This window comes from Nonomuraea sp. NPDC050663 (assembly GCF_044456985.1).
Lineage (GTDB): Bacteria > Actinomycetota > Actinomycetes > Streptosporangiales > Streptosporangiaceae > Nonomuraea.
In genome coordinates, this window is sequence record NZ_JBITGL010000007.1 from 52,539 (window position 1) to 77,300 (window position 24,762).

22 protein-coding genes and 1 pseudogene are annotated in these 24,762 nt (G+C 72.9%); 6 read left to right on the top strand and 17 right to left on the bottom strand.

Annotated features, from left to right (window positions below; translation table 11 throughout):
• The first annotated feature begins 3 nt into the window (after window positions 1-3).
• The gene (locus ACIBH1_RS22875) at window positions 4-867 is read left to right on the top strand and encodes a carbohydrate kinase family protein (protein ID WP_397315890.1); all 864 of its coding nucleotides are present in this window, start codon (window positions 4-6) and stop codon (window positions 865-867) included.
• A 67-nt stretch (window positions 868-934) separates the two neighbouring features.
• On the opposite strand, the gene ACIBH1_RS22880 is transcribed toward ACIBH1_RS22875, so the two are convergent.
• The 13 genes and pseudogenes from ACIBH1_RS22880 to ACIBH1_RS22940 form a co-directional block, all read right to left on the bottom strand.
• Window positions 935-3,049, bottom strand: coding sequence for a protein kinase (locus tag ACIBH1_RS22880; RefSeq protein WP_397315891.1), 2,115 nt, complete (start codon window positions 3,047-3,049; stop codon window positions 935-937).
• A gap of 103 nt (window positions 3,050-3,152) precedes the next feature.
• Window positions 3,153-3,380, bottom strand: coding sequence for a hypothetical protein (locus ACIBH1_RS22885; RefSeq protein WP_397315892.1), 228 nt, complete (start codon window positions 3,378-3,380; stop codon window positions 3,153-3,155).
• Window positions 3,377-4,831: a hypothetical protein gene (locus ACIBH1_RS22890; RefSeq protein WP_397315893.1), complete on the bottom strand. Its 1,455-nt coding sequence runs from the start codon at window positions 4,829-4,831 to the stop codon at window positions 3,377-3,379. The genes ACIBH1_RS22885 and ACIBH1_RS22890 overlap by 4 nt, the downstream gene beginning before the upstream one ends.
• Window positions 4,828-6,066 (bottom strand): cytochrome P450, encoded by a 1,239-nt coding sequence (locus ACIBH1_RS22895; protein WP_397316303.1) that lies wholly within the window; start codon window positions 6,064-6,066, stop codon window positions 4,828-4,830. The genes ACIBH1_RS22890 and ACIBH1_RS22895 overlap by 4 nt, the downstream gene beginning before the upstream one ends.
• Window positions 6,063-6,497 carry an FAD-linked oxidase C-terminal domain-containing protein gene (locus ACIBH1_RS22900; RefSeq protein WP_397316304.1) on the bottom strand — a complete coding sequence of 145 codons (435 nt, stop codon included), beginning with the start codon at window positions 6,495-6,497 and terminating at the stop codon, window positions 6,063-6,065. Before ACIBH1_RS22900 ends, ACIBH1_RS22895 begins: the two co-directional genes overlap by 4 nt.
• A 421-nt stretch (window positions 6,498-6,918) precedes the next feature.
• Window positions 6,919-7,374, bottom strand: a pseudogene (locus ACIBH1_RS22905) (FAD-binding oxidoreductase); the annotation flags it as partial.
• A 9-nt stretch (window positions 7,375-7,383) separates the two neighbouring features.
• Window positions 7,384-8,973: a benzoylformate decarboxylase gene (gene mdlC / locus ACIBH1_RS22910; RefSeq protein WP_397315894.1), complete on the bottom strand. Its 1,590-nt coding sequence runs from the start codon at window positions 8,971-8,973 to the stop codon at window positions 7,384-7,386.
• A complete protein-coding gene (locus tag ACIBH1_RS22915) occupies window positions 8,970-10,649 on the bottom strand; it encodes a peroxidase family protein (RefSeq protein ID WP_397315895.1) in 1,680 nt (559 codons plus the stop codon). Before ACIBH1_RS22915 ends, mdlC begins: the two co-directional genes overlap by 4 nt.
• A 102-nt stretch (window positions 10,650-10,751) precedes the next feature.
• Entirely contained in the window at window positions 10,752-11,495 is a 744-nt protein-coding gene (locus ACIBH1_RS22920; protein WP_397315896.1) for an IclR family transcriptional regulator, read from the bottom strand.
• A 65-nt stretch (window positions 11,496-11,560) separates the two neighbouring features.
• Window positions 11,561-12,262 carry an XdhC family protein gene (locus ACIBH1_RS22925; protein WP_397315897.1) on the bottom strand — a complete coding sequence of 234 codons (702 nt, stop codon included), beginning with the start codon at window positions 12,260-12,262 and terminating at the stop codon, window positions 11,561-11,563.
• Window positions 12,259-14,616 carry an aerobic carbon-monoxide dehydrogenase large subunit gene (locus tag ACIBH1_RS22930; RefSeq protein ID WP_397315898.1) on the bottom strand — a complete coding sequence of 786 codons (2,358 nt, stop codon included), beginning with the start codon at window positions 14,614-14,616 and terminating at the stop codon, window positions 12,259-12,261. Before ACIBH1_RS22930 ends, ACIBH1_RS22925 begins: the two co-directional genes overlap by 4 nt.
• A gap of 11 nt (window positions 14,617-14,627) precedes the next feature.
• Window positions 14,628-15,137: a (2Fe-2S)-binding protein gene (locus ACIBH1_RS22935; protein ID WP_397315899.1), complete on the bottom strand. Its 510-nt coding sequence runs from the start codon at window positions 15,135-15,137 to the stop codon at window positions 14,628-14,630.
• Between the two features lie 2 nt (window positions 15,138-15,139).
• Entirely contained in the window at window positions 15,140-16,000 is an 861-nt protein-coding gene (locus tag ACIBH1_RS22940; RefSeq protein ID WP_397315900.1) for an FAD binding domain-containing protein, read from the bottom strand.
• Window positions 16,001-16,086: 86 nt separating this feature from the next.
• Between ACIBH1_RS22940 and ACIBH1_RS22945 the strand changes: the two genes are divergently transcribed.
• A complete protein-coding gene (locus ACIBH1_RS22945; protein ID WP_397315901.1) occupies window positions 16,087-16,995 on the top strand; it encodes a LysR family transcriptional regulator in 909 nt (302 codons plus the stop codon).
• A 58-nt stretch (window positions 16,996-17,053) separates the two neighbouring features.
• On the opposite strand, the gene eda is transcribed toward ACIBH1_RS22945, so the two are convergent.
• The 4 genes from eda to zwf all read right to left on the bottom strand — a co-directional run bounded on the left by eda (window position 17,054) and on the right by zwf (window position 22,010).
• Window positions 17,054-17,668 carry a bifunctional 4-hydroxy-2-oxoglutarate aldolase/2-dehydro-3-deoxy-phosphogluconate aldolase gene (gene eda / locus ACIBH1_RS22950; protein WP_397315902.1) on the bottom strand — a complete coding sequence of 205 codons (615 nt, stop codon included), beginning with the start codon at window positions 17,666-17,668 and terminating at the stop codon, window positions 17,054-17,056.
• Window positions 17,655-18,593: a glucokinase gene (locus tag ACIBH1_RS22955; protein ID WP_397315903.1), complete on the bottom strand. Its 939-nt coding sequence runs from the start codon at window positions 18,591-18,593 to the stop codon at window positions 17,655-17,657. The genes eda and ACIBH1_RS22955 overlap by 14 nt, the downstream gene beginning before the upstream one ends.
• Before the next feature lie 64 nt (window positions 18,594-18,657).
• The gene (gene edd / locus ACIBH1_RS22960) at window positions 18,658-20,571 is read right to left on the bottom strand and encodes a phosphogluconate dehydratase (RefSeq protein WP_397315904.1); all 1,914 of its coding nucleotides are present in this window, start codon (window positions 20,569-20,571) and stop codon (window positions 18,658-18,660) included.
• On the bottom strand, window positions 20,568-22,010 hold the full coding sequence (gene zwf, locus ACIBH1_RS22965; RefSeq protein ID WP_397315905.1) for a glucose-6-phosphate dehydrogenase: 1,443 nt from the start codon (window positions 22,008-22,010) through the stop codon (window positions 20,568-20,570). The genes edd and zwf overlap by 4 nt, the downstream gene beginning before the upstream one ends.
• Window positions 22,011-22,143: 133 nt before the next feature.
• Here zwf and ACIBH1_RS22970 point away from each other — a divergent pair, with 133 nt between their 5' ends.
• The 4 genes from ACIBH1_RS22970 (at window position 22,144) to ACIBH1_RS22985 (ending at window position 24,761) form a co-directional block, all read left to right on the top strand.
• Window positions 22,144-23,298 carry an ROK family transcriptional regulator gene (locus ACIBH1_RS22970; protein ID WP_397315906.1) on the top strand — a complete coding sequence of 385 codons (1,155 nt, stop codon included), beginning with the start codon at window positions 22,144-22,146 and terminating at the stop codon, window positions 23,296-23,298.
• 66 nt (window positions 23,299-23,364) lie between these two features.
• Window positions 23,365-23,916 carry a GAF domain-containing protein gene (locus ACIBH1_RS22975; RefSeq protein ID WP_397316305.1) on the top strand — a complete coding sequence of 184 codons (552 nt, stop codon included), beginning with the start codon at window positions 23,365-23,367 and terminating at the stop codon, window positions 23,914-23,916.
• A 73-nt stretch (window positions 23,917-23,989) separates the two neighbouring features.
• On the top strand, window positions 23,990-24,121 hold the full coding sequence (locus ACIBH1_RS22980; protein ID WP_397315907.1) for a hypothetical protein: 132 nt from the start codon (window positions 23,990-23,992) through the stop codon (window positions 24,119-24,121).
• Between the two features lie 274 nt (window positions 24,122-24,395).
• Window positions 24,396-24,761 carry an arsenate reductase family protein gene (locus ACIBH1_RS22985; RefSeq protein ID WP_397315908.1) on the top strand — a complete coding sequence of 122 codons (366 nt, stop codon included), beginning with the start codon at window positions 24,396-24,398 and terminating at the stop codon, window positions 24,759-24,761.
• The last annotated feature ends 1 nt before the right edge of the window (window position 24,762 follow it).

The following is a 24,762-nucleotide window of genomic DNA, read 5'->3' on the forward strand; positions in this document are numbered from 1 at the left end:
CCCTTGTACGACGTCCTCGTCATCGGCGGGACCGGCGTGGACAGCACCGTCTACGTGCCCTCGCTGCCCCTGCCGTACGCCGACACCTACCTCGTGCCGCCCGTCGTCGACCGCATCGGCAACACCGGCTCCGGCGTCGCCCTCGGCTGCACCGCCCTGGGCCTTTCCGTACGGCTGGCCGACCTCATCGGCGACGACCCCCAGGGCGAGCTCATCCGCGCCCGCCTGACCGGCGTCGACTTCGCCTGGGCGCCCGCCGCCGCCGGAACCCGCCGCAGCGTGCTCCTGGTCGGCCCGGACGGCCGCCGCACCTCGCTGTACGACGTGCGCGCCACGCCCGGCGAGCGGCTGCCGCGCGAGCTCTACGACGTGCCCGCCCGGCACGTGCACGTCTCCATCGCCGACTTCGCCCGGCCCGTCTACGACGAGCTGTCCGGCATGCCGTTCTCCACCGACCTGCACGACTGGGACGGCGTCAACGACTACCACAAGGACTTCGCCTACCGCTCCGACCTGGTGTTCCTGTCGGGAACCAAGCTCGCCGACCCCGCGGAGGCGATGCGCTCCATCCTCGCCCTCGGCCGCGCGCACACCGTCGTGTGCACGCTCGGCGCCGACGGCTGCCTGCTGCTCGAACGCGACGGCGAACTGCGCGCCTTCCCCGCCGCCGCACTGCCGGGACCGGTCGTCGACAGCAACGGGGCGGGCGACGCGTTCGTCTCGGGCTTCCTGTACGGCACGCTGAACGGCCTGCGGGCCGAGGAGTGCGTCCGCCTCGGCACCGTGGCGGGAGCCCACGCCTGCACCAGCGCGGGCACCCACGAGGCCCCCATCACCCTGAAGACCCTGCACGCCCGCACCAGCTAGAGGTACGGCGCGGCTCAGGCGAGGGGCCCGCGCACCCCGGCCCAGCCAGGGCACGTGAGGCCGCGGTTCAGGCGAGGGGCACGCGCACGCCGCGGCTCAGGCCAGAATCGTGCAGCTCGACGCTTCGCGGACGGCTTTTCGTGGGCAGCTCGAACACCAGCGCACCCGTGAACGAGCCGCCCGGCTCCACCCGGGTCGGCGCCAGCTGCCTGCCCGCCTTGTCGACGAGCCGCGCGGCGGCGTAGGCGGCGTCCGCGGCGTCGACCAGCTTCTGGTGACCGGGATAGAGGACCCTGCCCTCCTGGCCGGTGTTGCGCACCTTGAGGGTGATCGTGCACGTGCGGGTCGAGGCACTGCTCCGGGGCTTGGGACAGGCGGACTTGGTGACCGTGAAGGCCAGCTTGCCGTCATGAGCGGCCTCGCCCGTGGAGCCGAAGCCGGCGGGGGAGCGCACGATCATCCAGACCATGCCGATCAGGAGGACCAGGAGGATCACCGCCACGATCACCAGCGCCAGGCAACCGCCGCCGAGACCCCGCCTGACCTTGCCGGGCTGGTGGGGGTGGCGCGGGGGACGGGCATGGGGGTGCGGCATACGAACCGTCCCCGACGGCCCGGGCCCCCGCCCAGGCGGCAGAGGCGCACCGGCATGGCCCGGAGGGACAGGCGCACCAACGTGGCTCGGCGGCCCGCTGGCGTGGCTCGGCGGGCTACCGGCGTGGCCCGGCGGCCCGCTGGCATGGCTCGGCGGAGTACCGGCGTGGCTCGGGGGCGCACCGGCGTGGCCGTACGGCACCGGACCCGTGCGCGTCGGATCGGCCGACGCCGGCCGTGGCGGCACACCGGAGGACGGCACCCCGGACGACGGCAGCGGGGCGGGCCCGCCGTGCCCTGGGCCCTGCGGGGCCGGGACGCCGGACGGCGAGGCAACGTGCGCCGGAGGCACCGGCGGCGCGCCTGCAGGGGCGGCGGGCGGCACGGAGGACGGCCCCTGCGGCGCACCCTGCGACGGCGGGCCTTGAGGCGGGGGTCCCTGCGGTGGAGGGCCCTGCGGCGGTGCACCCTGCGAGGGTCCCGCGGGCGGCACACCCTGCGGCACACCCTGCGACGGGCCCGCAGGCGGCGGCCCCTGAGGCGGCCCCTGGGGCACCCCCTGCGGTGCCGGGCCCTGGGGTGGGGCCGAGGGGGGTGGGGGAGCGGAGGCCGGGTGGGGGCGTTGCTCCGGGAACTGTCCCGTGCCGAGCCCGCCACGCCCGCCGTGCTGCTCGGGGAACTGCCCCGTGCCGAACACCGGCGGCGGGAAGGCGGCCGGGTCCCACGAGTTGGTGAGGAACCGGTTGGCCGCCTGCTGCGCCCCGCCGCTCTCGGCGGCGCCCACGAGCTCCAGCAGCAACTGCGTGGCCGACGGCCGCCGGGCGGGGTCGGGGTGGATGGCCGTGGCGACCAGCCGGTCGAGCGGCGCGGGCAGGCCGCGCAGGTCGGGCGGCGCCGTACGGGCTCGTGCCGCCATCACGTAGGCGTCGCCCGAGCCGAACGGGTGCCCGCCGAGCCCCGCGTACGCGATGAGCGATCCCCAGGCGAACACGTCGGCCGCCGGGCTGGTGCGTCCTTCGAAGACCTGCTCGGGCGCGATCCAGCCGGGGGTGCCCATGACCATGCCGACGTTGGTGTGGCGCGAGCCGCCGACGTGGGTCGAGCGGGCGAGTCCGAAGTCGATGACGCGCGGCCCGGCCAGCGTGAGCATGACGTTGGCCGGTTTGAGGTCGCGGTGCACCAGTCCGGCCGCGTGGATGGCGGTGAGGGCGGCGGCCACGCCGACGCCGACGGAGTGCAGCATGGAGTGCGGCAGTGCCCCGTGGGCCAGCAGGTGGTCTTCGAGCGAGACGCCTTCGATGTACTCGGTGACGAGGTAGAGCACGCCGTTGTCTTCGCCGTGGTCGAGCACGCGTGCCGTGCAGAAGGAGGCGACCCGCTGGGCGTTGGAGACCTCTTCGTGGAAGCGTTCGCGGTAGACGGGGTCCGCCGCGTAGTCGCGGCGGATCGCCTTGAGCGCCACCTTGGCGCCGTCGGGGGAGGTGGCCAGGTAGACGGTGCCCATGCCGCCCGAGCCGAGACGGCCGGTGAGCCGGTAGGAACCGACCGCCGGAGGGTCCTGGGGGGTCAGCGGACCCTGCTGTCCCACCGCTGCCGTCCCTTCACCATTGTCGCGACCCAACCGTTCTCCTCTGGCCGAGTCAGCCGAGTCAGACGCCCGATTCGCCCAATCGCCTGATACTCCCAAGACTCTAACGGAGGACGGCCGACCGTGGCGCCTCCCTGTCCAGCCGGTTGGCGGCTCTGGCGGCCTGGGCGAGGTGGGTGGAGGCCAGCGTGCACCGGGCGGCGTGCCCGGCGAGCGCCGCGATGAGCCACGGCGGCGGGTCGGGCACCGAGGCGGCCACCACCTTCAGCCGCTGGGCCAGTTCGGCGAGTTCGGCCGCGTCGGCGCGCAGCCGCGACACCAGGGTGTTCATCGGGCCTCCTTGTCGTGGAGCCGGTAGACCTGGCCGCGCGCCACGCCGCCCTGGTAGGCGGCCAGTTCGGCGTCGATCGCCTGCCGTTCGGCGGTGAGCAGGTCGCGCAGGTCGGCCAGGTACACGGCGATGCTGTGGCAGTGCGGGAAGCGGTGGCTGGGGTGGGTGTAGTCGACGACGTACCAGTCGGGGTGCAGGTCGAAGCAGCCGCCGGTGCCGACGCCGTCGAGGGCGGGCACGATGTCGTGCTGGTTGGTGATGGAGGCGACCCAGGTGGCGGGGTCGGCGCACACCTTGAAGTCGATGGGGGAGCCGACGGCCACGACGTGGGTGACGTGGTAGCGGGCGCAGAAGGCGGGGTTCTGGGCGAGGTTCATCACCGCGGCGCCGCCCTCGCTGTGCCCGACGAGCGCCACGTGCGCGCCTTGCGGCACGCCGAAGGCGGCGATCGCCTTGGCCAGGGCGCGCACGTAGGGGGAGTCGCCGAGCATGGCGTTGCGGCCCGCTCCGACGAAGTCCTGCGGTGAGTCGTTGATGGGCCGTCCGAAGCCCATGCCGGGCGCGTGCACCACGTAGCGGCCGTTGTCGAGTTCCTGGAGCAGGACGCGGCCGTCGGTGCCGAGCGCGGCGATGTTGCCGAGGAAGGAGAGCACGCCGCCGTGCCCGGCCAGGCCGGGTGGCGGGGCGACGGCGGTGGCGGCGCCCTCGCCGCGGTCCCAGCGGGTGATGGCCCGGGTGGCCAGGCCGAACAGCGGTTCGGCGTCGGGCTGGCGTCCGGTGGCGATCGCCCATCCGGCGCCGTCGTTGAACGGGTTCTCGTCGAGCAGGGCACGCGCGGCCAGTACCTCCATCGCGATCGGTGCCACCGCGGACATGGCCTCGGACGCGCCCCGTTCGGAGATCATGGCTCGCATGATCTTTCCGGTGGCGATGTCGCGGTCGCCGGTCACGGCGTCGATGAGGCGGCTGGTGCCGGGGTCGGTAAGCAGTTCGGGGTGGCCGACCGCGACGGCGGCGATGCGCAGCCGCAGCGAGGTGACGGCCACGTGGCGTCCCAGGCTCTCCAGGCCGACCATGCCGCCCAGGCGGGCGGGCAGCCCGCCGAAGGCGAAGCCGAGCCCGTGCGGGTGGGTGACGGCCCGCAGGAGCGCGGTGTAGGCCTCGGCGGCGCTCCACGGCCGCGCCGTGGCGTGCTTCGCCAGGCGCGGGTCGGTGAGGGTGGCGGAGGTGCGTTCGCTGATCACGCGGACGCGGTCGGCGATCGCCGCCAGTTCCGCCGCCGCGCGCCGCAGCGTCCGTTCGGTCGCCTCCCGCCGCGCGGGGTCGCCGTCGTGGTGATGGTGCTCGCACCCGCCCGCGTGCTCTCCGCCCTGGGGTCCCGCCGCGTACGGCGATGCGGGCCGCGATGCGGGGGGCGATGCGGGCGGCACGGAGTTCTCGGCGGGGATCATCGGGCCTCCAGGACGAGTCGCAGCCGGAGGGTGTCGAGCATCAGCGGCAACCGCTCGGGCAGGTACGGCCCGCGGATCCGGGCGAGCCTGGCCACCTCCCCGAGGAAGGCGGCGCCCACGTGCAGCGCCAGGTTCATGCCCTTGCACTGCCCAGGCCCCCGGCTGAAGGGCGCCAGCAGCCATTCCCGCTCGGCGGTGCCGTCGAGCCAGATCTCGGGCGAGAACCGGTCGGCGTACGGCAGGGCGGGGTCGCGCTGGTGCAGGATGAGCGGAATCAGCACGCTGGTGCCCTTGGGCAGGCGCGCGCCCTCCCAGGTGGTGTCGGCGGTGACGGTCCGCATGAGCGCGGGCACCGGCGCCCACAGCCGCAGCCCTTCCAGCAGGGCGGCGCGCGGATCGGCGGGCCCGCGGGCGGCCAGCAGCGCCAGCGCCTGCATGAGGCCGGGCGGCGGCACGGTGAAGCCCATGAGCCAGAAGGCGGCCTGCCGGACCGGGCACGCGGAGGCGGGGTGCGGCTGGGAGGCGACCGCCGCCGCGAGGCTGCCGGGCTCGGCCCTGGCCAGCTCGCGCAGGATGAGCGCGTCGTAGCGGGCCGACAGCTCCCGCTGGCGGCCCTGGCGCAGCCCCAGCCAGTTGCCCGCGCGCCGCAGGCGGGCCAGCAGGGTGCTGAGCTCGGTCAGGTCGCGGGCGCCGTCGCCGTAGATGCAGCGGCGGGCGACCCGGTTCCAGCACTCGTTCAGCGCCGGGTAGGTGAGCACGCCGGGCACCAGCGTGGCGGCCTCCTCGCGGGCGACCGCGGCGAAGCGCGCCCGGAGCGAGGGCTCCTCCAGCACCCGGGTGACGAAGCCGCGCCGGTCTTCGCGCGGCGGCCCGGACGACAGCAGCAGCGTGCCCTCCAGGAAGGGTCCCAGACCGTTGACCTTCTCGGGGCTGGCCAGGGAGAACAGGTCGTCGGGCGCGGTGAGCACCCGCTGGACCTGTTCGCGGCCGAGCACGAGCAGGGTGGGCCCGCCGGGGCCGCGGACCAGGACCGCCCCGCCGTACCTGGATCTGAGGCCGGCCATCAGGCGCTGGGCGCGGCCCAGGGTGTCGAGGCGGGTGGTCAGGGTGTGACCGAGGCCGACCGAGGTGATCGTGCCGCGCAGGAGGCTGGGGGCGAAGAAGGTGGCGGTGAGCGCCGCGTTCTCCGCGACGGTGGCGCACGGCAGCGAGGCGGGTGCCAGCACGTCGGTCATGGGAACACCTTCCCGGGGTTGAGGATGCCGGTCGGGTCGAAGAGGGTCTTGACGCCGCGCTGGAGCAGCAGGGCGGCCGGGTCGAGCTCCCTGGCCAGCCAGTCGCGCTTGAGCAGGCCCACGCCGTGCTCGCCGGTGATCGTGCCGCCCAGTTCCAGGCCGGCGGCCATGATCTCGTCGTAGGCCGTGGCGGCGTGCTCGGCCATCACCGGGTCGGCCGAGTCGAACACCACGATGGGGTGGAGGTTGCCGTCGCCCGCGTGGCCGGTGGTGCCGATGAACAGCCCGTGGGCGGCGGCGATCTCCTCGACGCGGTCGATGAGGGCGGCGAGTTCGCTGCGGGGCACCGCCACGTCCTCGATGAAGGCGGTGGGCACGCCGCCGACGCCGGCCGCGACGCGGCTGATCGCGGGGGCGATGAGGCGGCGCAACTCCAGTGCCCGGTCGGTGACGGTGCCGCCGACCAGCGCGGCGATGGCGGGAAGGCTGCCGTCGTCGCACTCGACGATGACGGTGGGCGCGGCGGCCAGGTCGTGGCCGAGGTCGCGGATCGCGCCGCAGGTCGTGCGGGTCCATCAGTTCCAGGGCCGAGGGGAGGTGCCCGGCCGCGATGATCGCCGCGACGGCCTGGCCCGCCTCCCGCGCCGTGCCGTACTGGGCCAGGAGGGCCTGTCGCGGGCCGCGGGCGGGCCGCAGGGCGAGGGTGGCCTCGACGATCACGCCGAGCGTGCCCTCCGAGCCGACGAAGAGGCTGGTGAGGTCGAGGCCCGCCACGCCCTTGGCGGTCCGGCGGCCGGTGCGCACGAGCCGCCCGTCGGCCAGCACGACGGCGAGCCCGAGCACGTAGTCGCCGGTCACGCCGTACTTGACGCAGCACAGGCCGCCCGCGCCGGTGGCGATGTTGCCGCCGATCGTGCAGACCTGGGCGGAGACGGGGTCGGGCGGGTAGAACATCCCGTGGGCCGCGACCGCCTCCTGCAGCGCCCGCGTCGTGACGCCCGGCTCGCATCGCACCAGGCGGTTGGCCGGGTCGACCTCCAGCACCCGGTCGAGCCCTCTCAGCGAGAGCACGACGCAGCCGTCGACGGCGTTGGCCGCTCCGGCGAGGCCGGTTCGCGCGCCCTGCGGCACGACGGGGACCCCGAGCTCGAAGGCGGTCCGCAGCACGTGCCGGACCTCCTCCACGGTCCGGGGGAGCGCCACGACGGCGGCGACGCCCGCGGGGCAGAACGGGGCGCTGTCGCGCGCGTAGGCGTCGACGTCGAGGGACACTCGGCAGCCTGTTTCGAGCGTTTCGACCAGATCCACGGCAACCTCCTAACGGATGGGGACCTCGATGAGGGCGGGTGAGCGGCCGGTGCGGCGGATCTCGGCGTCGAGCTCCGCGGCGCTGCGCGCGGTGGTGGCGGGGATGCCGTAGCCGCGGGCGATGGCGGTGATGTCGATGCCCGGGATGTCCAGCCCGGGTACGGCCAGCGGCCCGGCGAACCACTTGAGCACCGCGTAGGAGGAGTTGGTGAGCACCACGAACGTCACCGGCACGCCGTAGGCGGCGGCGCTCCACAACGCCGGGATCGCGTACTGCGCCGAGCCGTCGCCGACGACCGCGATGACACGGCGCGACGGCCGGGCCAGCTGCACGCCGACGGCGGCGGCCATGCCGTAGCCGAGACCTCCTCCGGCGGAGAAGTAGAACGAGCCGGGCAGGCCGGGGCGGATCTGGTCGTGGAAGGCGGGGCGGTTGGAGGGCGACTCGTTGACCCAGATCGTGTCGGAGGGGGCGGCACGGGCGAGCGTCGCCATGACGGCGGCGGGGTCCAGTCGGTCGGCTCCGGGCGGCGAGCCGGCGGCCGGGCCCGGCGCACGGGAGACCGGGGAGCCGGAGACCGGGGAACCGGAGACCGGGGTCGCGGCGGGAGCCGGTTCAGGGCGCCGCGGCGGGAGGCCCTCGCGGGGCTTGCAGAGCGCCGCCAGCGCCCGGAGCGCCGACGGTACGTCGCCGACGAGCGCCGACCCGACCGGCGCGCGGGCGGCCTCGGCGGCGTCGCACGTCAGGTGCGCCAGCTCGGCCCCCTCCGGCAGGTAGGGCCCCGGCAGGTGGGGGTAGTAGCGGAAGACCGGCGCCCCCGCCACGATCACCAGGTCGTGCCCCGACAGCTGGTCCGCCAGCGGCGCGATGGCGGGCGCGAGCTGCCCCTGGAAGCACGGGTGGTCGTGCGGGAAGGCCAGCCGTCCCTCCAGCGGCGCCTCCCACACCGGCAGGGAGCACCGCTCGGCCAGCGCGACCGCGGCCTGCCACCCGGCTTCGGCCCCGACCACCAGCACGGGCCTGCGCGCCCGGTCGAGGCGGGCGGCGAGCTCGCCGACGTCGGCGGTGGCCGCGTGCGCGACCGACCGGAGGGTGACCGGCGCGGCCGGCTGGTCGAAGTCGTCCATCGGCAGCGACAGGAAGACGGGCCCGCACGGGGGAGCGCAGGCCAGGTGGTAGGCGCGCTCGAAGGCGGCGGGCACGTCGGCCGCCCTGGCCGGCTCGTGCGCCCACTTGACCGCGGGCCTGGGCAGCAGCGTGGCGTCCACGTTGGTCAGCAGCGGCTCGATGGCGAGCATCTCGCGCGTCTGCTGCCCGGCGGTGACGATCATCGGGGTGCGGTTGGCCGCGGCGGTCAGGATCGCGCCCATCGCGTTGCCCACGCCGGGCCCGGTGTGCAGGTTGACCAGCGCGGGCGTGCCCGAGGCCGCGGCGAACCCGTCGGCCATGCCGACCACGACCGCCTCCTGCAGCCCCAGGACGTAGCGGAAGGGGAACCGGTCGAGCATCGGCAGCTCGGTCGAGCCGGGGTTGCCGAACAGGGTGGTGAGCCCCCTGCTCCGCATCCAGTCGTGGAGCGCGTCGCGCACGGTGGTCACAGCGGCCTCCAGGGGGTGAAGAGGTTGCGCACCCCGGGGTCGAGCTCCGGGTGGTGGCGGCGCAGCACGTCGGCCATGCCGGAGCGGGCGATCCAGCGCAGCCCTTCCGGGGTGTAGACCTCGGGGGTGTAGAGGGAGCTGAAGAACGGGTCGCTCTTGAGCCGGCGCGAGGCCATGAGCACGAACAGCCGGAAGGCGGTGTCGGAGAAGGCGAAGCCGGGGGGCGGCTGCTCGGCGTACATGCCGACCATCGCGTCGATCTTGTGGATGTCGCCCTCGTAGACCTCCTTCAGCTCGGGGTCGTCCGACAGGTCGGTGAAGTCGTGGATGGGGGGTTTGTGCAGCGCCTGGCGGAAGGCCGTGTAGCGGGGCACGCCCCGTTCGCGGTCGCGCAGCACGTCGACGGTGCCCAGGTCCAGGTGCTCGCCGAACATGCCGCGCAGGTTCCGCAGCGCGTCGGGGTGGTTGTGCAGGGTGATCGCGCCCGGGTGGGTGACGCCGAAGGTGTGGAACAGGTCGGACCAGCCGTGCTCGTCGACCACTGCGCGCGTGCCGTACCCCTGCAGGGGCGTGAAGTCGGTCTCGGCGACGACCTCGCCGCTGACGTGCGAGCGGATCTTCCAGTCGTCGGGGATGAGCGGGTGCATGCGGTAGCAGGTGACGAACTCCTCGGTGATGGCGTACGGCACGCCGTGGTGGTCGGTGGGTGAGCCGGGGATGCCGCCGAGCACCTCCGACCTGAAGGGCCTGCCGACCAGGCCGCGCCAGTTGATGCGCATGCCCAGCCGTACGGCCCGGTTGTCGAGCAGGGCGGGGGTCCACTCGACGGTGTGGATCTTCGCCATCAGCGCGGCGTTGACCAGGCGGGCGGTCTGGAAGAGCCGCTCGTCGCCCCAGGAGGGGTAGGCGCGCCGCAGCATGCGGCAGACGGCGTTGTGCTCCTTGACGAACAGGGTGTGCAGCAGCGAGAGGCCCACCCAGTAGTTGTCGGAGAAGCCGGTCCGGTCCAGGCCGAGCCCGTCGACCGGCAGGCGGCCGTCGAGCACGGTCATCAGGCCGTCCTCGCCGGTGCGCAGCGAGCGGCAGGTGGCCTCGTCGCTGCCGTAGATCTGCGAGCCGTCCCACCAGTGGGTGACGGTGTTCTCGAAGGTGGCCCGCACCTGGCCCGGGGCGGCGGGCCGGGTGCGGGCGACCGGGTCGGGCCTGGTGCGGCGCACCCGCATGGGCCGCGACGGCCACGGGTCGTCCCGGGCGAGCGGCACCTCCAGCGGCTCGTCGTGCGGGTTGCGCCCGTGGCTGAACCAGTCGTGGACCTGGAAGTGGATCCACGCCGCGGCCAGCACGTTGAGCGTGGTGGCCGGCCGGAAACAGGTGCGGGCCAGCAGGCGGTTGCTCACCTCGCGCGGGCTCGGATCCATCAGGCCGGGGCCGCGGAAGGTCAGGTCGAGGGGGACGTTGCGGTCGAATCGGGTGTGCGCCGCCCCCATGTCGGCGTCGCGGGTGTCATACCCGGAGCCGTCGTAGCTGCGGTGGGCCGGCGGCGGCCCGGGGCGCCGGGGACGTTCGCCCCCGGCGCCGTGGGTGTCGTGCAGGTTGTGCTCGCGCAAGGTGTCCCGCAGCCGGGCCAGCCTGCGCAGCTGTCCGGCCAGGCCCCCGTGGTGCCATTCTTGAGTCACCTTTCGATGACAGCGAGTCATGATCCACGGGGTCAATCGACGGTCTCTCCAGGTGGAACGAACCCTCCGTCAAGTGAGGTTTCCGTTCCACTCAGTGAGACTTCAGGCCGCCGCGGCCATGGCGGTCGAGATGGCCTGGGCCGCGCCGCGCACCGAGATGCCGATCCTGCCCAGCAGCATGGAACTGGTGGGTCCCGCCACGGCGACGGCCATCGTGATGCCGCCGCCCGGCCCGAAGACCGGCGCCGCGACGCACGTCAGCCCGGGGGCGTACTCCTCCTGGCCGTAGGCGAGGCCGTGCCGCCGCACCAGCGACAACTCGCGGTCCAGCGCGCCGTGCCCCGACAGCGTGCGCCTGGTCATCCTGGGCAGGCTGCCGTGCTCGAACAGCGCCTTGCGCAGGTCGTCGTCGTAGGCCAGCAGCACCTTTCCCGCCGCCGTGCAGTGCAGCGGCGCCCGGTCGTGGTCGTCGGAGGGTGAGGAGACGCGGTTGTGCCCGTAGAGGCGCTCGACGTAGACCACCTCCAGGCCGGAGGAGACGGCGACGTTGACCGTCTGCCGGGTCGTCTCGTACAGGTCCAGCAGGAACGGCAGGACCAGCGCGCGCGAGCCGGGGATGCGCTCGCTGGTCATCGCCGTCAGCAGGTCGCCCAGCAGGTAGCCGGTGCTGGCGCGTTTGGCCAGCCCGCGCGCGCACAGCACGCCGAGCAGGCGGTGGGCCGTCGACTTGGGCAGCCCGGTGTCACGGCACAGTTGCGTCAGGGTGAGGGGGCGGCAGTAGCCACTCAGGCCGACCAGGAGGTCGATGGCCCGATCCAGGCTGCTGCCGGCTGCGATCCTCGGCATGGGTCCGCTCTTTTCGCCGAGGAGAAGGGAGGGACTTCCCCGTGGTTCTGATTACCGATTCTTGACTACCCGAAAAGACGATCTGCGACACCCAGACTGACGATCTGGGCGTGCACGGACAGCGCGACGGCGCCCGGCGTGCGGGCGCCGAGGTCCAGACCGGCCGGGGAGTGCACGATTTCACCCCCTTCGACCTCGGCGAGGACGGCACGTGCCCGTTTCCGGCTGGCGATCAGCCCGATGTACGGCACGCGGGCCGCGATGGCGGCCCGCAGCATGGACACCTCGTTGACACCGTGCGAGGCGACCAATACTGCCCGTGTGCCGGAATCGGGCTGACCGAAAGTCGTCATCTCGTAGCCGAGGGCCGTGCCCACGTCGGCGAAGGCCCGCGCGATCGGGCTGTCGCCGTAGACCCGCATCAGGGGCGGCGGCAGCACCGGCTGCAGGAAGATCTCCAGCGTGCCGCCCGACAGGCAGGGCTGGCCCACCTCGACCAGCCCTTCCTCCTCGTGCGGCTCCACCGCGCTCGGGGTGATCTTCAGCAGGGTCGCCCGCCCCGACTCCAGCAGGCGCAGGCTCTGCGTGCGCACGGTGTCGGTGGCGCAGTGCCCGCCGACGAAGCCCTCGATGCTCCCGTCGGCGCGCACCAGCGCCCGGTCCCCGGCCTTCGCGCTCGTCGGCCGCTGCGCCCGGACGACCGTGGCGACGACGTACGGCTGGCGCTTCGAGGGACGGGCACCGGGCATGCCGAGGAACTCGCTCATGGGATCGCCAGATCCGTCCTGAAGGGGTCGCCCTGGATGACACGCCAGACGTTGGCCGGGGTGAGCGGCATGTCGGCGTGGCGGATGCCGTACGGGGCCAGCGCGTCCACGACGGCGTTGACGACGGCGGGAGGCGAGCCGACGGTGGCCGACTCACCCACGCCCTTGGCGCCCAGCGGGTGGTGCGGCGAGGGCGTGACGGTCTCGCCCAGCTCCCACGGGGGACACTCCATCGAGGTGGGCAGCAGGTAGTCCATGAACGAGGCGCCCAGGTGGTTGCCCTCCTCGTCGAAGGCCATCACCTGCATGAGCGCCATGCCGACGCCGTCGGCTAGGCCGCCGTGGATCTGTCCCTCGACGATCATCGGGTTGATCCGCACGCCGCAGTCGTCGACCGCCACGAAGCGCCGCACCTTGACCTGGCCGGTGCCGGGGTCGACGTCGACGACGCAGATGTAGGCGCCGAACGGGTAGGTCAGGTTGGGCGGGTTGTAGACGGTGACCGCGTCGAGATGCCCCTCGACGCCGTCGGGCAGCTCCAGCGCCGAGTGGGCGGCCAGGGCGATCTCCTGCATGCTCTTGCGGCTGGCGGGGTCGCCGCGCACCGCCCAGGAGCCGGCCCTGCCCTCGGCGCTCTCGTCGATCTGCCAGTCGAGGTCGTCGGGCGAGCACTCGAGCATCGCCGCGGCCACCAGCTTGGCGCGCTCGCGCACCTTGCGGGCGACGATGGCGGTGGCCGCGCCCGACACCGGGGTGGAGCGCGAGCCGTAGGTGCCCAGGCCGAACGGGGTCTGGTCGGTGTCGCCGTGCACCACCTCGACGTCGTCGGCGGGGATGCCCAGCTCGTGGCCGACGATCTGGGCGAAGGTGGTCTCGTGGCCCTGGCCCTGCGACTGGCACGACACCCGCAGGACCGCCTTGCCGGTCGGGTGCACGCGCAACTCGGCGCCGTCGGCCATGCCCAGGCCCAGGATGTCCATGTGCTTGCGCGGCCCGGCGCCGACGGCCTCGGTGAAGAAGCTGATCCCGATGCCCATCAGCTCGCCGCGCGCCCGCTTGTCGGCCTGCTCGGCGCGCAGCTTGTCGTAGCCGGCGATGTCCATCGCCATGCGCATCGTCTTGACGTAGTCGCCTGAGTCGTACTCCCAGCCGGTGGGTGAGGTGTAGGGGAACTGGTCCGGCTTGAGCAGGTTGCGCAGGCGCAGCTCGGCCGGGTCCAGCCCGAGCTCGGCGGCGAGCACGTCGATCAGCCGCTCGACCAGGTAGACCGCCTCGGTCACGCGGAAGGAGCAGGCGTAGGCGACGCCGCCGGGGGCCTTGTTGGTGTAGACGCCGGTGACCTCGCAGTGCGCCGCCTGCAGGTCGTAGGAGCCGGTGAAGACGTGGAAGAAGCCCGCGGGGAACTTCGTCGGCTGGGCGGTGCCGTTGAACGCGCCGTGGTCGGCCAGGACCTTGACGCGGATCGCCTGGACGACGCCGTCGCGGGTCGCGGCCACCTCGCCGCTCATGTGGTAGTCGCGGGCGAAGGCGGTGGCCATCAGGTTCTCCGAGCGGTCCTCCATCCACTTGACCGGCTTGCCCGTGACGATGGAGCCGACGATCGCGCACACGTAGCCGGGGTAGATGCCGACCTTGCCGCCGAAGCCGCCGCCGATGTCGGGGGAGATGACGCGGATCTTGTGCTCGGGCAGGCCCGCCACCAGGGCGTAGAGGGTGCGGTGGGCGTGGGGCGCCTGGGTGGGGCACCAGACGGTGAGCTTGCCGGTGACCTTGTCGAAGTCGGCGACGGCCCCGCACGTCTCCAGGGGAGCCGGGTGCACCCGCGGATAAATCATGTCCTGACTTATCGTGACCTCGGCGTTGGCGAAGATCGCGTCGGTGCGCTCCTTGTCGCCCGCCTCCCAGTCGAAGATGCGGTTGGAGGTCCTGCCCTCGAGGTCGTCGCGGATGACCGGCGAGTCCCCGTCCAGGGCCTTGCGCGCGTCCACGACCGCGCCGAGCGGCTCGTAGTCGACCTCGATCAGCTCCAGCGCGTCGCGCGCCGAGTAGGCGTCCTCGGCCACCACGAAGGCGACCTCCTGACCCTGGAAGCGCACCTTGTCGGTGGCCAGCACCGCCTGCACGTCGTTGGAGAGCGTCGGCATCCAGGCCAGGTTCAGCCCGGCCAGGGTCTGGCCGGTGATGACCGCCTTGACCTTGGGGTGCGCCTCGGCCGCCGAGGTGTCGATCGACAGGATGCGCGCGTGCGCGTGCGGGCTGCGCAGGATCGCCCCGTGCAGCATGCCCGGCAGCCGCACGTCGTCGACGTAGTTGCCGCGCCCCCTGATGAAGCGGGCGTCCTCCTTGCGATGCATCCGCCCGAAACTCATAGCGCAGCCGCCTTCCCGCAGCCCCCACCCAGCCGCCCATCCAGCGGACGAGCTTCGCTCGCAGCCCATTTGATCGACTTGACGATGTTCTCGTAGCCGGTGCACCGGCACAGCTGACCGGAGATCGCCTCACGGATCGTGCCCTCGTCCGGATGCGGCTCGCGGTCCAGCAACCACCGGGCCGTCAGCAGCATGCCCGGCGTGCAGAAGCCGCACTGCAGCCCGTGGCACTCCATGAAGCCCTTCTGCACGGCGTCGAGCTCGCCGTCGCGCTCCAGGCCCTCGACCGTGGTCACCTCGTGGCCGTCGGCCATGGCCGCCAGCACCGTGCACGACTTGACCGGCACGCCGTCGAGCTGCACCGTGCACACCCCGCAGTTGGAGGTGTCGCAGCCCCAGTGGGTGCCGGTCAGGTTCAGCTCGTCGCGCAGGAAGTGCACCAGCAGCAGGCGCGGTTCGACCTCGCGGGTGTACGGCAGGCCGTTGACGGTGATCGTCACCTGCATGGTCAGATCCTCTCCATGGCAGTGCGCAGCGCCCTGGCGGTCAGCTCGGCCGCCAGGTGCCGCTTGTAGTCGGCCGGTCCGCGCTGGTCCGGCTGGGGTGAGCAGTGCTCGGCGGCGATGCGCCCGGCCTCGGCGAAGGCCTCCTCGCCCGGCTCGCGCCCGGTCAGGTACTCCTCGGCCTCGGGGGCGCAGAAGTGCTCGGCGCCCACCGCGGTCAGCCCGATCCCGGCGCGCTCGATGACGCCGCCGGTGACCGACAGGACCGCTCCCGCGGCGGCCACCGCCCAGTCGCCGACGCGCCGCTCCACCTTGACGTAGGCGCTGCCGGCGCCGGGCGTCGCGGGGACGCGCAGCTCGATCAGCAGCTCGCCCGCCTGCACGGCCGTCTCGTAGGGACCCTCGTGGAAGTCCCTGATCGGCACGCTGCGCCTGCCGTCCCGGCCCTCGATGACGGCGGTGGCGCGAAGGGCCGCGAACACCGCCGACAGGTCCTCGGAGGGGTCGCCCTGGCACAACGAGCCGCCCACGGTGCCGCGGTTGCGGACGATCGGGTCGGCGATCACGCGCTCGGCGTCCTGGAAGATCGGGAATAGCCCGGTGGCCTGCGCGCTGGCCAGCAGCTCCGCGTGCCGTACCAGCGCTCCGATCACCAGCTCGCCGCCCTCGACCTCGATCCGGGACAGCTCGCTCAGGTCGTTGATGTCGATGAGGGCTTCCGGCTGGGCCAGGCGGAGTTTCATCATGGGGATCAGGCTGTGGCCTCCGGCCACGACGCGGGCCTCTGGCCCGTACCTGTCCAGGAGGGACAGGGCATGCGAGACGCTCTGGGCGCGCGCGTACTCGAACTGTGCGGGAACCTGCATGCGCCAAAAATGAAACTCCTTCGAGTTTCCCGGCAATCACGAAATAAGGGATTCCTTAATGACGGATCCCGATCTAGAAAGAGTGGGTGACTCTGGGCCAGCTCGGCGCGTTCGTCTTCGTCGCCCGCCTGGGATCGGTGAAGGCCGCGGCGCGCGCGCTCGGCGTCAGCGAGCCCGCGGTCTCCCAGTCGCTGGCCCAGCTCCGCCGTCACCTCGGCGACCCGCTGCTGGTGCGCGAGAGCGACCGCATGGTGCTGACCGAGGGCGGCGCGCGGCTGTACGGCATCGCGTCGCAGATGGTCGCGCTCGGCGCCCAGGCGCAGCGCGTGGTGCGGTCGGGAGGGCCGGAGCGGCTGCACGTCGTCATGGACAGCTCCATGTACGAGCTCGTCGCCGGGCCGCTGATCTCCCTGTACTCCCAGCGGCGCATCCCCGTCGCCACCTCGGGCGTGGTGCAGTGCGCCGAGGTGCCGCTGCTGCTGGCCGGGCGGCTGGCCGAGGTGGCGCTGGGTCCGCAGCCCGAGGGGGAGGGGCTGCTCAGCCGTCCGGTGTTACGGTGCCGCGTGGTCGCGGTGGGAGCGCTCCACGGGCGGCGCGACACCTGGCTCGTCGACCCGTCGGGCACCGACCCCGGCAGCGACGCGGGCCGGCTGCTGCGCCTGCTGCGCGTGCCGGAGTCTCGGGTGCGCGTCTACGCCACGCAGGCGGCCGCCTGGCAGGCCGCCGCAGAGGGCGAGGGCCTGGCCCCGGCCGTGGCCCACCTGGTGCTGCCGCACCTGCGGCGCGGCACGCTGACCGTGGTCGAGACGAGCGTGACGCCGCTGGAGATCCGCTGGTACGCCACCACGTTGCCGCCCTCGGAGCGCTCGCCGGCGGCGGGGTCGTTCGTGGACTTCCTCACCACCCCGTCCGCCACCCAGGTGATGCGCGCGCCGCAGGACGGGATCCCGAAGGAACGGTTCCGCCCCGCGGTGCACGTGTCGATCTGGAGCTGAGATTCCGGAACTGTCGGCCTGCTGCTCTCGGCCCTTCCCGGCTGCTGCGCGCCCGGGCTCAGGCGCGCAGCGCCGCCGCCTCGGCGGCGAGCTTCTCGATCGTGGCCCAGTCGCCGGTGGCCAGCGCGTCGGCCGGGGTCAGCCAGGTGCCGCCGACGCAGCCGACGTTCGGCAGCGCCAGGTAGGCCGGCGCGGTGCCCGGCTTGATCCCGCCCGTGGGGCAGAAGCGCACGTCGGGCAGCGGCCCGGCCAGCGACTTCAGGTACGGCAGGCCGCCCGCCGCCTCGGCGGGGAAGAACTTCAGCTCCGTGATGCCGCGCTCGGCCAGCGCCATCACCTCGGAAGCGGTCGCCGCGCCGGGCAGGAACGGCATGTCGCCCTCCACCAGGAAGTCGACCAGCGCCGGTGTGGTGCCGGGAGAGACCACGAACGTCGCGCCCGCGCGCCCCGCGGCCTCGACGTCGTCGCGCGTCCTGACCGTCCCCGCGCCGACCACCGCGCCCTCCACCTCGGCGGCGATCGCCCGGATGGCCTCCAGCGCGACAGGCGTGCGCAACGTCACCTCGATCACCGGCAGGCCGCCCGCGACCAGCGCCCGCGCCAGCGGCACCGCCGTCTCGACGTCCTCGATCACCACGACCGGGATCACCGGGGCGAGGTCAAGCAGGCTCATGGGACAACCTTTCTTGCGTGAGATAGGCCGCCGCGCCCAGGAGCGCGGGCTGCGCGGCCGTGATCAGGTTGGTGGCGATGGGCGCCAGGTACGCGGTGGGACCGGCCTCGAACCGGGCGCGGAACGCGCTGGCCCGCACCCGCTCCACGATACGCGGCAGCACGCCGCCGCCCAGGTAGACGCCGCCACGGGCGCCCAGAGTGAGCGCCACGTTCCCGGCGAAGCTGCCCAGCATGCCGCAGAAGACCTCGACGGTCTCGGAGCACAGCGAGTCGTCCAGGCGGGCGACGATGTCGGCGGCGCCCAGCTCGGGGGCGGTGACGCCGTTGACGACGGCCAGGGCGCGATGCAGGCGCGGCAGGCCGCTGCCCGACAGCAGGTCCTCGGCCTCCACGCGCTCCATGCCCTGGGCGAACAGCACCCGGATGATCTCGGCCTCGCGGCTGTCGGTCACCGGGACGGTCACGTGACCGCCCTCGCACGGCACCGGCACCCAGGCGCCGTCGGCGGGCACCAGGCCCGCCACGCCCAGGCCGGTGCCGGGACCGAGCACCGCCTTGACGCCGTGGCCCGGCGCGGGGCCGCCCAGAGTCGCCAGGTCGCCGGCCTCCAGGTACGGCAGGGACAGGGCCAGGGCCTCGAAGTCGTTGAGCAGGCCCGCGTACGGCACGGCCAGGTTGCGGATGGAGCCGCGCCAGTGGGCGTTGGTCAGGGCGTAGTCGGGGCCGGTCACGGGACCGGCGACCGCCACGGCGGCGGCCCGCACGGTGACGCCCTTGCCGTCCAGGTAGGCGGCCATGGCGTCGTCGAGCGTCGCGTGGTCGGCCACGGCCAGGACCTCGATCTGCTCCAGCCGGGCGCCGGGGCCGTCGACGAGGGCGAAACGCGCGTTGGTGCCGCCGATGTCGGCCACGAGCCACGTCATCGGGCGCCGCCCTTCGGCCAGGCCGCCGCCGTACGGCACACACCCGCCGCCGGACGGACGGCGCTCATCGGGCGGTCTCCGCGTGGGAGGCGCCCGCCGGGGCGGCGAAGCCGAGGCCGGGGCCGTGGTCGTCGTTCTCCTGCCCGCTCACCGTGAACACCGAGCCGCCGCGCTCGGCCGGTCCCGCCATGCGGCGGAAGGCGGCGAACAGCTCGCGGCCCGTGCCCGTCCACCGGGCGTCGCTGAGGGCGCGGCCGTCGGGTTCGCGGCCCGACAGGTCGGCGAGGACCTCCAGCGTGCCCGCGGCCGAGTCGAGCCGGATGACGTCGCCGTCGCGCACCAGGGCGATGGGTCCGCCGTCGGCCGCCTCGGGCGACAGGTGGATGGCGGCCGGCACCTTGCCCGAGGCGCCCGACATGCGGCCGTCGGTGACGATGGCGACCCGCTGGCCGCGGTCCAGCAGGACCGCCATGGGCGGGGTGAGCTTGTGCAGCTCGGGCATGCCGTTGGCCGAGGGGCCCTGGTAGCGGATGACCGCCACGAAGTCCTGCCCGTCGAGCTCGCCGCGCTCGAAGGCGGCCAGCAGGTCGAGCTGGTCGTCGAAGACCTTGGCGGGCGCCTCGATCACCAGGTGCTCGGGCTTGACCGCCGAGACCTTGCTGACCGCGCAGCCGAGGTTGCCGTCGACCATGTGGATGCCGCCGTCGGCGCTGAACGGCTCGCGGACCGGCCGCAGCACGTCCAGGTCGGCGCTCTGGGTGGGTACCTCTTCCCACACCAGCTCCTGCTCCTTCAGCACGGGGGCCGAGCGGTAGTGGTCGAGCCCGTGCCCGGCCACGGTGAGCACGTCGCCGTGCAGCAGGCCGCTGTCGAGCAGGTCGCCGATGAGGACCTGCATGCCGCCCGCGTCGCGGAAGTGGTTCACGTCCGCCTGGCCGTTGGGGTAGATCTTGGTGAGTGACGGCACGACCTTCGACAGCTGGGCCAGGTCGTCCCAGGTCAGCACGATGCCCGCGGCGGCGGCGATGGCCACCAGGTGCAGGGTGTGGTTGGTGGAGCCGCCGGTGGCCAGCAGCGCCACGCAGGCGTTGACGATGGCCTTCTCGTCGACGACCCGGCCGACGGGCGCGTACTCCTCGCCGTGGGCGGTGATCCGCACGGCCCGCTCGCCCGCGGCCCTGGTCAGGGCGTGGCGCAGCTCGGTGTGCGGGTTGACGAAGGTCGAGCCGGGCAGGTGCAGGCCCATGACCTCGACCATCACCTGGTTGGAGTTGGCGGTGCCGTAGAAGGTGCAGGTGCCGGGCGAGTGGTACGACTTCGACTCGGCGTCGAGCAGCTCCTCGCGGCCGACCTTGCCCTCGGCGAACAGCTGGCGGGTGCGGGCCTTGACCTTGTTGGGCAGGCCGGAGGTCATCGGACCGGCGGGGACGAAGATCGCCGGCAGGTGGCCGAAGTGCAGCGCGCCGATGAGCAGGCCGGGCACGATCTTGTCGCAGACGCCGAGCAGGAGCGAGGAGTCGAACATGTCGTGCGACAGGGCGATGGCGGTGGCCATGGCGATGACGTCGCGGCTGTAGAGCGACAGCTCCATGCCGGGACGGCCCTGGGTGATGCCGTCGCACATGGCGGGCACGCCGCCGGCGACCTGGGCGACGCCGCCGGCCTTGCGCACGGCGGCCTTGAGCTCCGGCGGGTAGGTCTCGTACGGCTGGTGGGCGCTGAGCATGTCGTTGTAGCTGGTGACGATGGCCACGCCGGGCTTGGCGGTGGCGCTCAGGGCCAGCTTGTCCTCGGTGGGCATGGCGGCGAAGCCGTGCGCGAGGTTGGCGCAGCCCAGGTGGGCGCGGGCCGGGCCCTTGGCGCGGGCACGCTCGGCCTCGGCCTCGATGCGCCTCAGGTAGACGCTCCGGCTGGCGGCGCTGCGCTCGATGATGCGGTCGGTGATGTCCTGGATCTGCTGGTTCACAGGGGTGGTCACGGGGTCTCCTCCTCGTGCCAGGCGCGACCGCTGCGGCCGAGCAGTTCGTGGGCTCCGGCGGGACCGGTGGTGGCGCCGGGGTAGGGCTCGGGAAGCTCGGAGGACGACTCCCAGGCTTCGAGGATCGGGTCGATCCAGCGCCAGGCCGCCTCGACCTCGTCGCGGCGCATGAACAGGGTGGGGTTGCCGGCCAGCACGTCGGACAGCAGGCGCTCGTAGGCCTCGGGGACGCGGGCGGTGAAGGTCTGGCCGAAGCTCAGCTTCAGCGGCACGGGCTTGAGCGTGACCTCGCCCGCGCCCGGCTCCTTGGCCATGATGTGCAGCTCGATGCCCTCCTCCGGCTGGAGGCGGATGACGAGCCTGTTGGGGGAGCCGCCGGGGAAGATGGCGTGCGGCACGTCCTTGAACTGGATGACGATCTCGCTGCGCCGGTACGGCATGCGCTTGCCGGTGCGCAGGTAGAACGGCACGCCGGACCAGCGCCAGTTCTTGACCTCGGCCCGGATGGCGGTGAAGGTCTCGACCCGCTTCGACAGCTCGGTGGGCGGCGTCGAGGACGGCTCGTCCAGGTAGCCGTCGTACTGCCCGCGCACGGTGAAGCGGCTCACCTCGTCGCCCACGATGGGCCGCAGCGCCTGCAGCACCTTGACCTTCTCGTCGCGGATGGCCTCGCGGTCGTTGCGCGCGGGCGGCTCCATGGCGGTCAGGGTGAGCAGCTGGAGCAGGTGGTTCTGGACCATGTCGCGCAGCGCGCCCGCGTGGTCGTAGTAGCCGCGGCGGCCTGGCGTGCCGACGCTTTCTGCGGCGGTGATCTGCACGTGGTCGATCCAGAGGGAGTTCCAGATCGGCTCCAGGAAGGCGTTGGCGAAGCGCAGGACCAGGAGGTTCTGCACCGTCTCCTTGCCCAGGTAGTGGTCGATGCGGAAGATCTGCTCCTCCGCGAAGTAGCGGCCCACCTCGGCGTTGATCAGCTGGGAGCTGGCCAGGTCGCGCCCGAGCGGCTTCTCCAGCACCACGCGCGACTGCGGGGTGATCAGCCCGGCGCCGTGCAGGTCGCGGCAGAAGGGCCCGAACGTCATGGGCGGGCTGGCCAGGTAGAAGACGCGGTCACGCTGCTCGTGACCGGCCAGCAGGCGGGTCAGCGCCGCCCAGCCGCTGGTGTCGTCACCCCCGACGTCGACCGACACGTGGTGCAACCGGCCGAGAAAACGCTGCCACGCCCCGGAGTCGTCCGGCACGCTCTGCCGTACCTCGGAGTCCACCTTGCCGCGGAAGTCGGCGTCGTCCAGACCGCCACGGGACATGGCGATGATCCGGGTCTGGGGAGCCAGGCGGCTCTCCAGGTCGGAGTGGAACAACGCGGGCAGCAGCTTGCGCATCGACAGGTCGCCGGTACCGCCGAAGACGACCAGATCAGCTTCATGGGCAAGGGGGGACACGAGAAGCCTCCAAGTGAACGGACTTACCGGACATTAGCCAGACTTGGGTCTCTCTGCAACCTATCTTTTGCATCTTGAGATACATAAGTCATGTTCTTTCATTACTTAGGTATCTATGGTTCACTAAACGGTGATGTCTCGACACGCCACCACCGGTGAGGTCCTCGCCCTGATCCGTTCGGGGGAGGCCGTCACGCGGGCGGACATCGGCAGGGTCACCGGCTTGTCCAGGCCCGCCGTGTCGCTCCGCGTCGGAGAGCTGCTCGAACGCAGCCTCGTCGTCGAACGCACCGACGCGCCCTCCACCGGAGGCCGCCCGCCCGTGCGGCTGGAGTTCAACGCCGCGGGAGGCGTCGTCCTGGTCGCCGCCCTCGGCGCCAGCCGTACCCGCGTGGCCGTCTGCGACCTGGCCGGCAACGAAGTGGCCGGCCGCCGCTTTCACATCGACGTCGAGCAGGGCCCCGACGTGGTGCTGCCGATCCTCATGGACACCTGGGAAGAGCTGCTCGGCGACCGGCCGCGCTCCGCCGTACGCGGCGTGGGCATGGGCGTGCCCGCCACCGTCGAATTCGCCGAAGGACGCACCGAGAGCGCCCGCGTCATGGCCTCCTGGACCGGCGTCGTCATCCCGCCGCTCATCCGCCAGCGCTTCGACGTGCCGGTCCTGGTCGACAACGACGTGAACGTGCTGGCCGTCGGCGAGCACCGCGGCGCCTACCGCGAGGAGACCGGCGACCTGCTCTTCGTCAAGATCTCCACCCGCATCGGCGCCGGCATCGTCGCCTCCGGCTCGATCCTGCGCGGCGCGCTCGGCGCGGCCGGCGAGATCGGCCACATCCCCGTACGCGACGGCGGCGGCGTGTTGTGCCGCTGCGGCAACATCGACTGCGTCGACTCCGTCGCCTCAGGCACCGCCCTGCTGCGCGAGCTGCGCGCCGCCGGCAAGGACGTCAAGACCATCGACGACGTCACCGCCCTGATCCGCGCGGGAGACGCCCAGACGATGGCGATGGTGCGCGAGGCGGGACGCCGCATCGGCGAGGTGCTCGCCGGGGCCGTCAACATCCTCAACCCCTCCGTGGTCGTGCTCGGCGGCGACGTCGCCGAAGCCTTCGGCCCGCTCGTCTCCAGCATCCGCGAGGTCGTCTACCGCCGCTCCACCGCACTCGCCACCCGCCGCCTGCGCATCGAACCCAGCCGCCTGGGCGCCGCCGCCGGCATCAGCGGCTGCGCCGTGATGGTGCTCGACCACGTGCTCTCGGCCGAGGCCGTCGACGACTCCCTCTGATCCTGTGAGTTGGCTGAACCCCGCACCCGGATGTGACGGGAGTGCCAGACTGGGCAGGTGACCGAGATGCATTCGGCGCGCCGCACCACCACCGTCTGGCCCTGGTGGCTGCCAGGGGTGAGTCCCACACTCACCTCCCTTTCGCATTTCCTGTCACTGGAGCCGGGCGCCTCGCGTGAGAGCGTGAACATCGCGACCCTTGAGGCAGCGCTCGACCTGACCGGCGCCGACATGGGCAACACCCAGTTCCACGACCCAGCCGCGGGCGGCCTGCGCATCGGCTCCCAGTTCGGCTTCGGCACCCCCTTCCTGCGCCACTTCGAGATCGTGGCCAGCGACGAGGCGTCCGTCTGCGGCCAGGCCCTCCTCAAGGGCGCACCCATGCTGGTGCGCGACATCCTGCGCGACCCGCTGATCGCCGGCGGCCCCTCCCTCGGCGTCCTGCTCGACGCGGGCGTGCGCGGCGTCTACTCCACGCCGCTGCTCGACCGGTGGGGAACGCTCCAGGGCATGCTGTCGGTCCACCGCCGCGAGCCCGTCGCCGACCCGGTCGCCGACCACGAGCTCCTGTGGCCCCTGGCCCAGCGAGCCGCCTGGCTGCTGCACCACGCTTCATGACGGCGTGAGGGATCGGCCGCGTGTAAGCACCGGTTGATGAGCATGACCACGCGGGCGCCAGGGTCACGCGACCGTGGCGGCGCTCTTGCCGGCCGCCTGGGAGTTCAGCGCCTGTCCAGCCGTCCCGATCATGCTGGAGTCCCGACACGGAGAGGAGGACGAGATGCGCGACTGCTCATGGCAGCGGCCCAGCTGGGACTGGTGATGATGTGACCGGTACGGCATAGGACGGGAGTGAGTGCCGTACCTGGCAGGAAGGCGGCGCCGGCGCAAGCCGGCGTCGCCGATAGCGGGTGCAAAGCGCCACCACAGCGGCTTCGTCGAGCCTGGTCCCCTGCCGGATGACGGAGGGAGGACACCATGGCCCGCGACTTTGACTGGAGCGCACCCGAACACGAGTGGACGTGACCTGACGGCGGTACCGGGGACCAACCGGTACCGCCACTCCATCAACAGGCATGGCTCGTCATGATGGCCTGATGGAAATCTGGATCAACCCCGCCTGCTCCAAGTGCCGCTCCGCGCTGGATCTGCTCGACGGCGCCGGGGCCGACTACACGGTCAGGCACTACCTGCAGGACCCGCCGACCGTCGACGAGCTGCGCGCCGTCCTGGCAAGGCTGGTGCTGGAGCCGTGGGACATCACCCGGCTGGGCGAGCAGGTGGCGGCAGAGCTCGGTATGGAGTCATGGGAGCACGACAGGGAGCGCTGGCTGGCCGCGCTGGCCGCCCATCCGGAGCTGATCCAGCGTCCCATCATCACCCTCGACGACGGTGGCGCGGTCGTCGCCCGTTCGCCGGAGGCGGTGGAGCGTGCCCTGGGCGGCGGGCCGCCGCTCACATGAT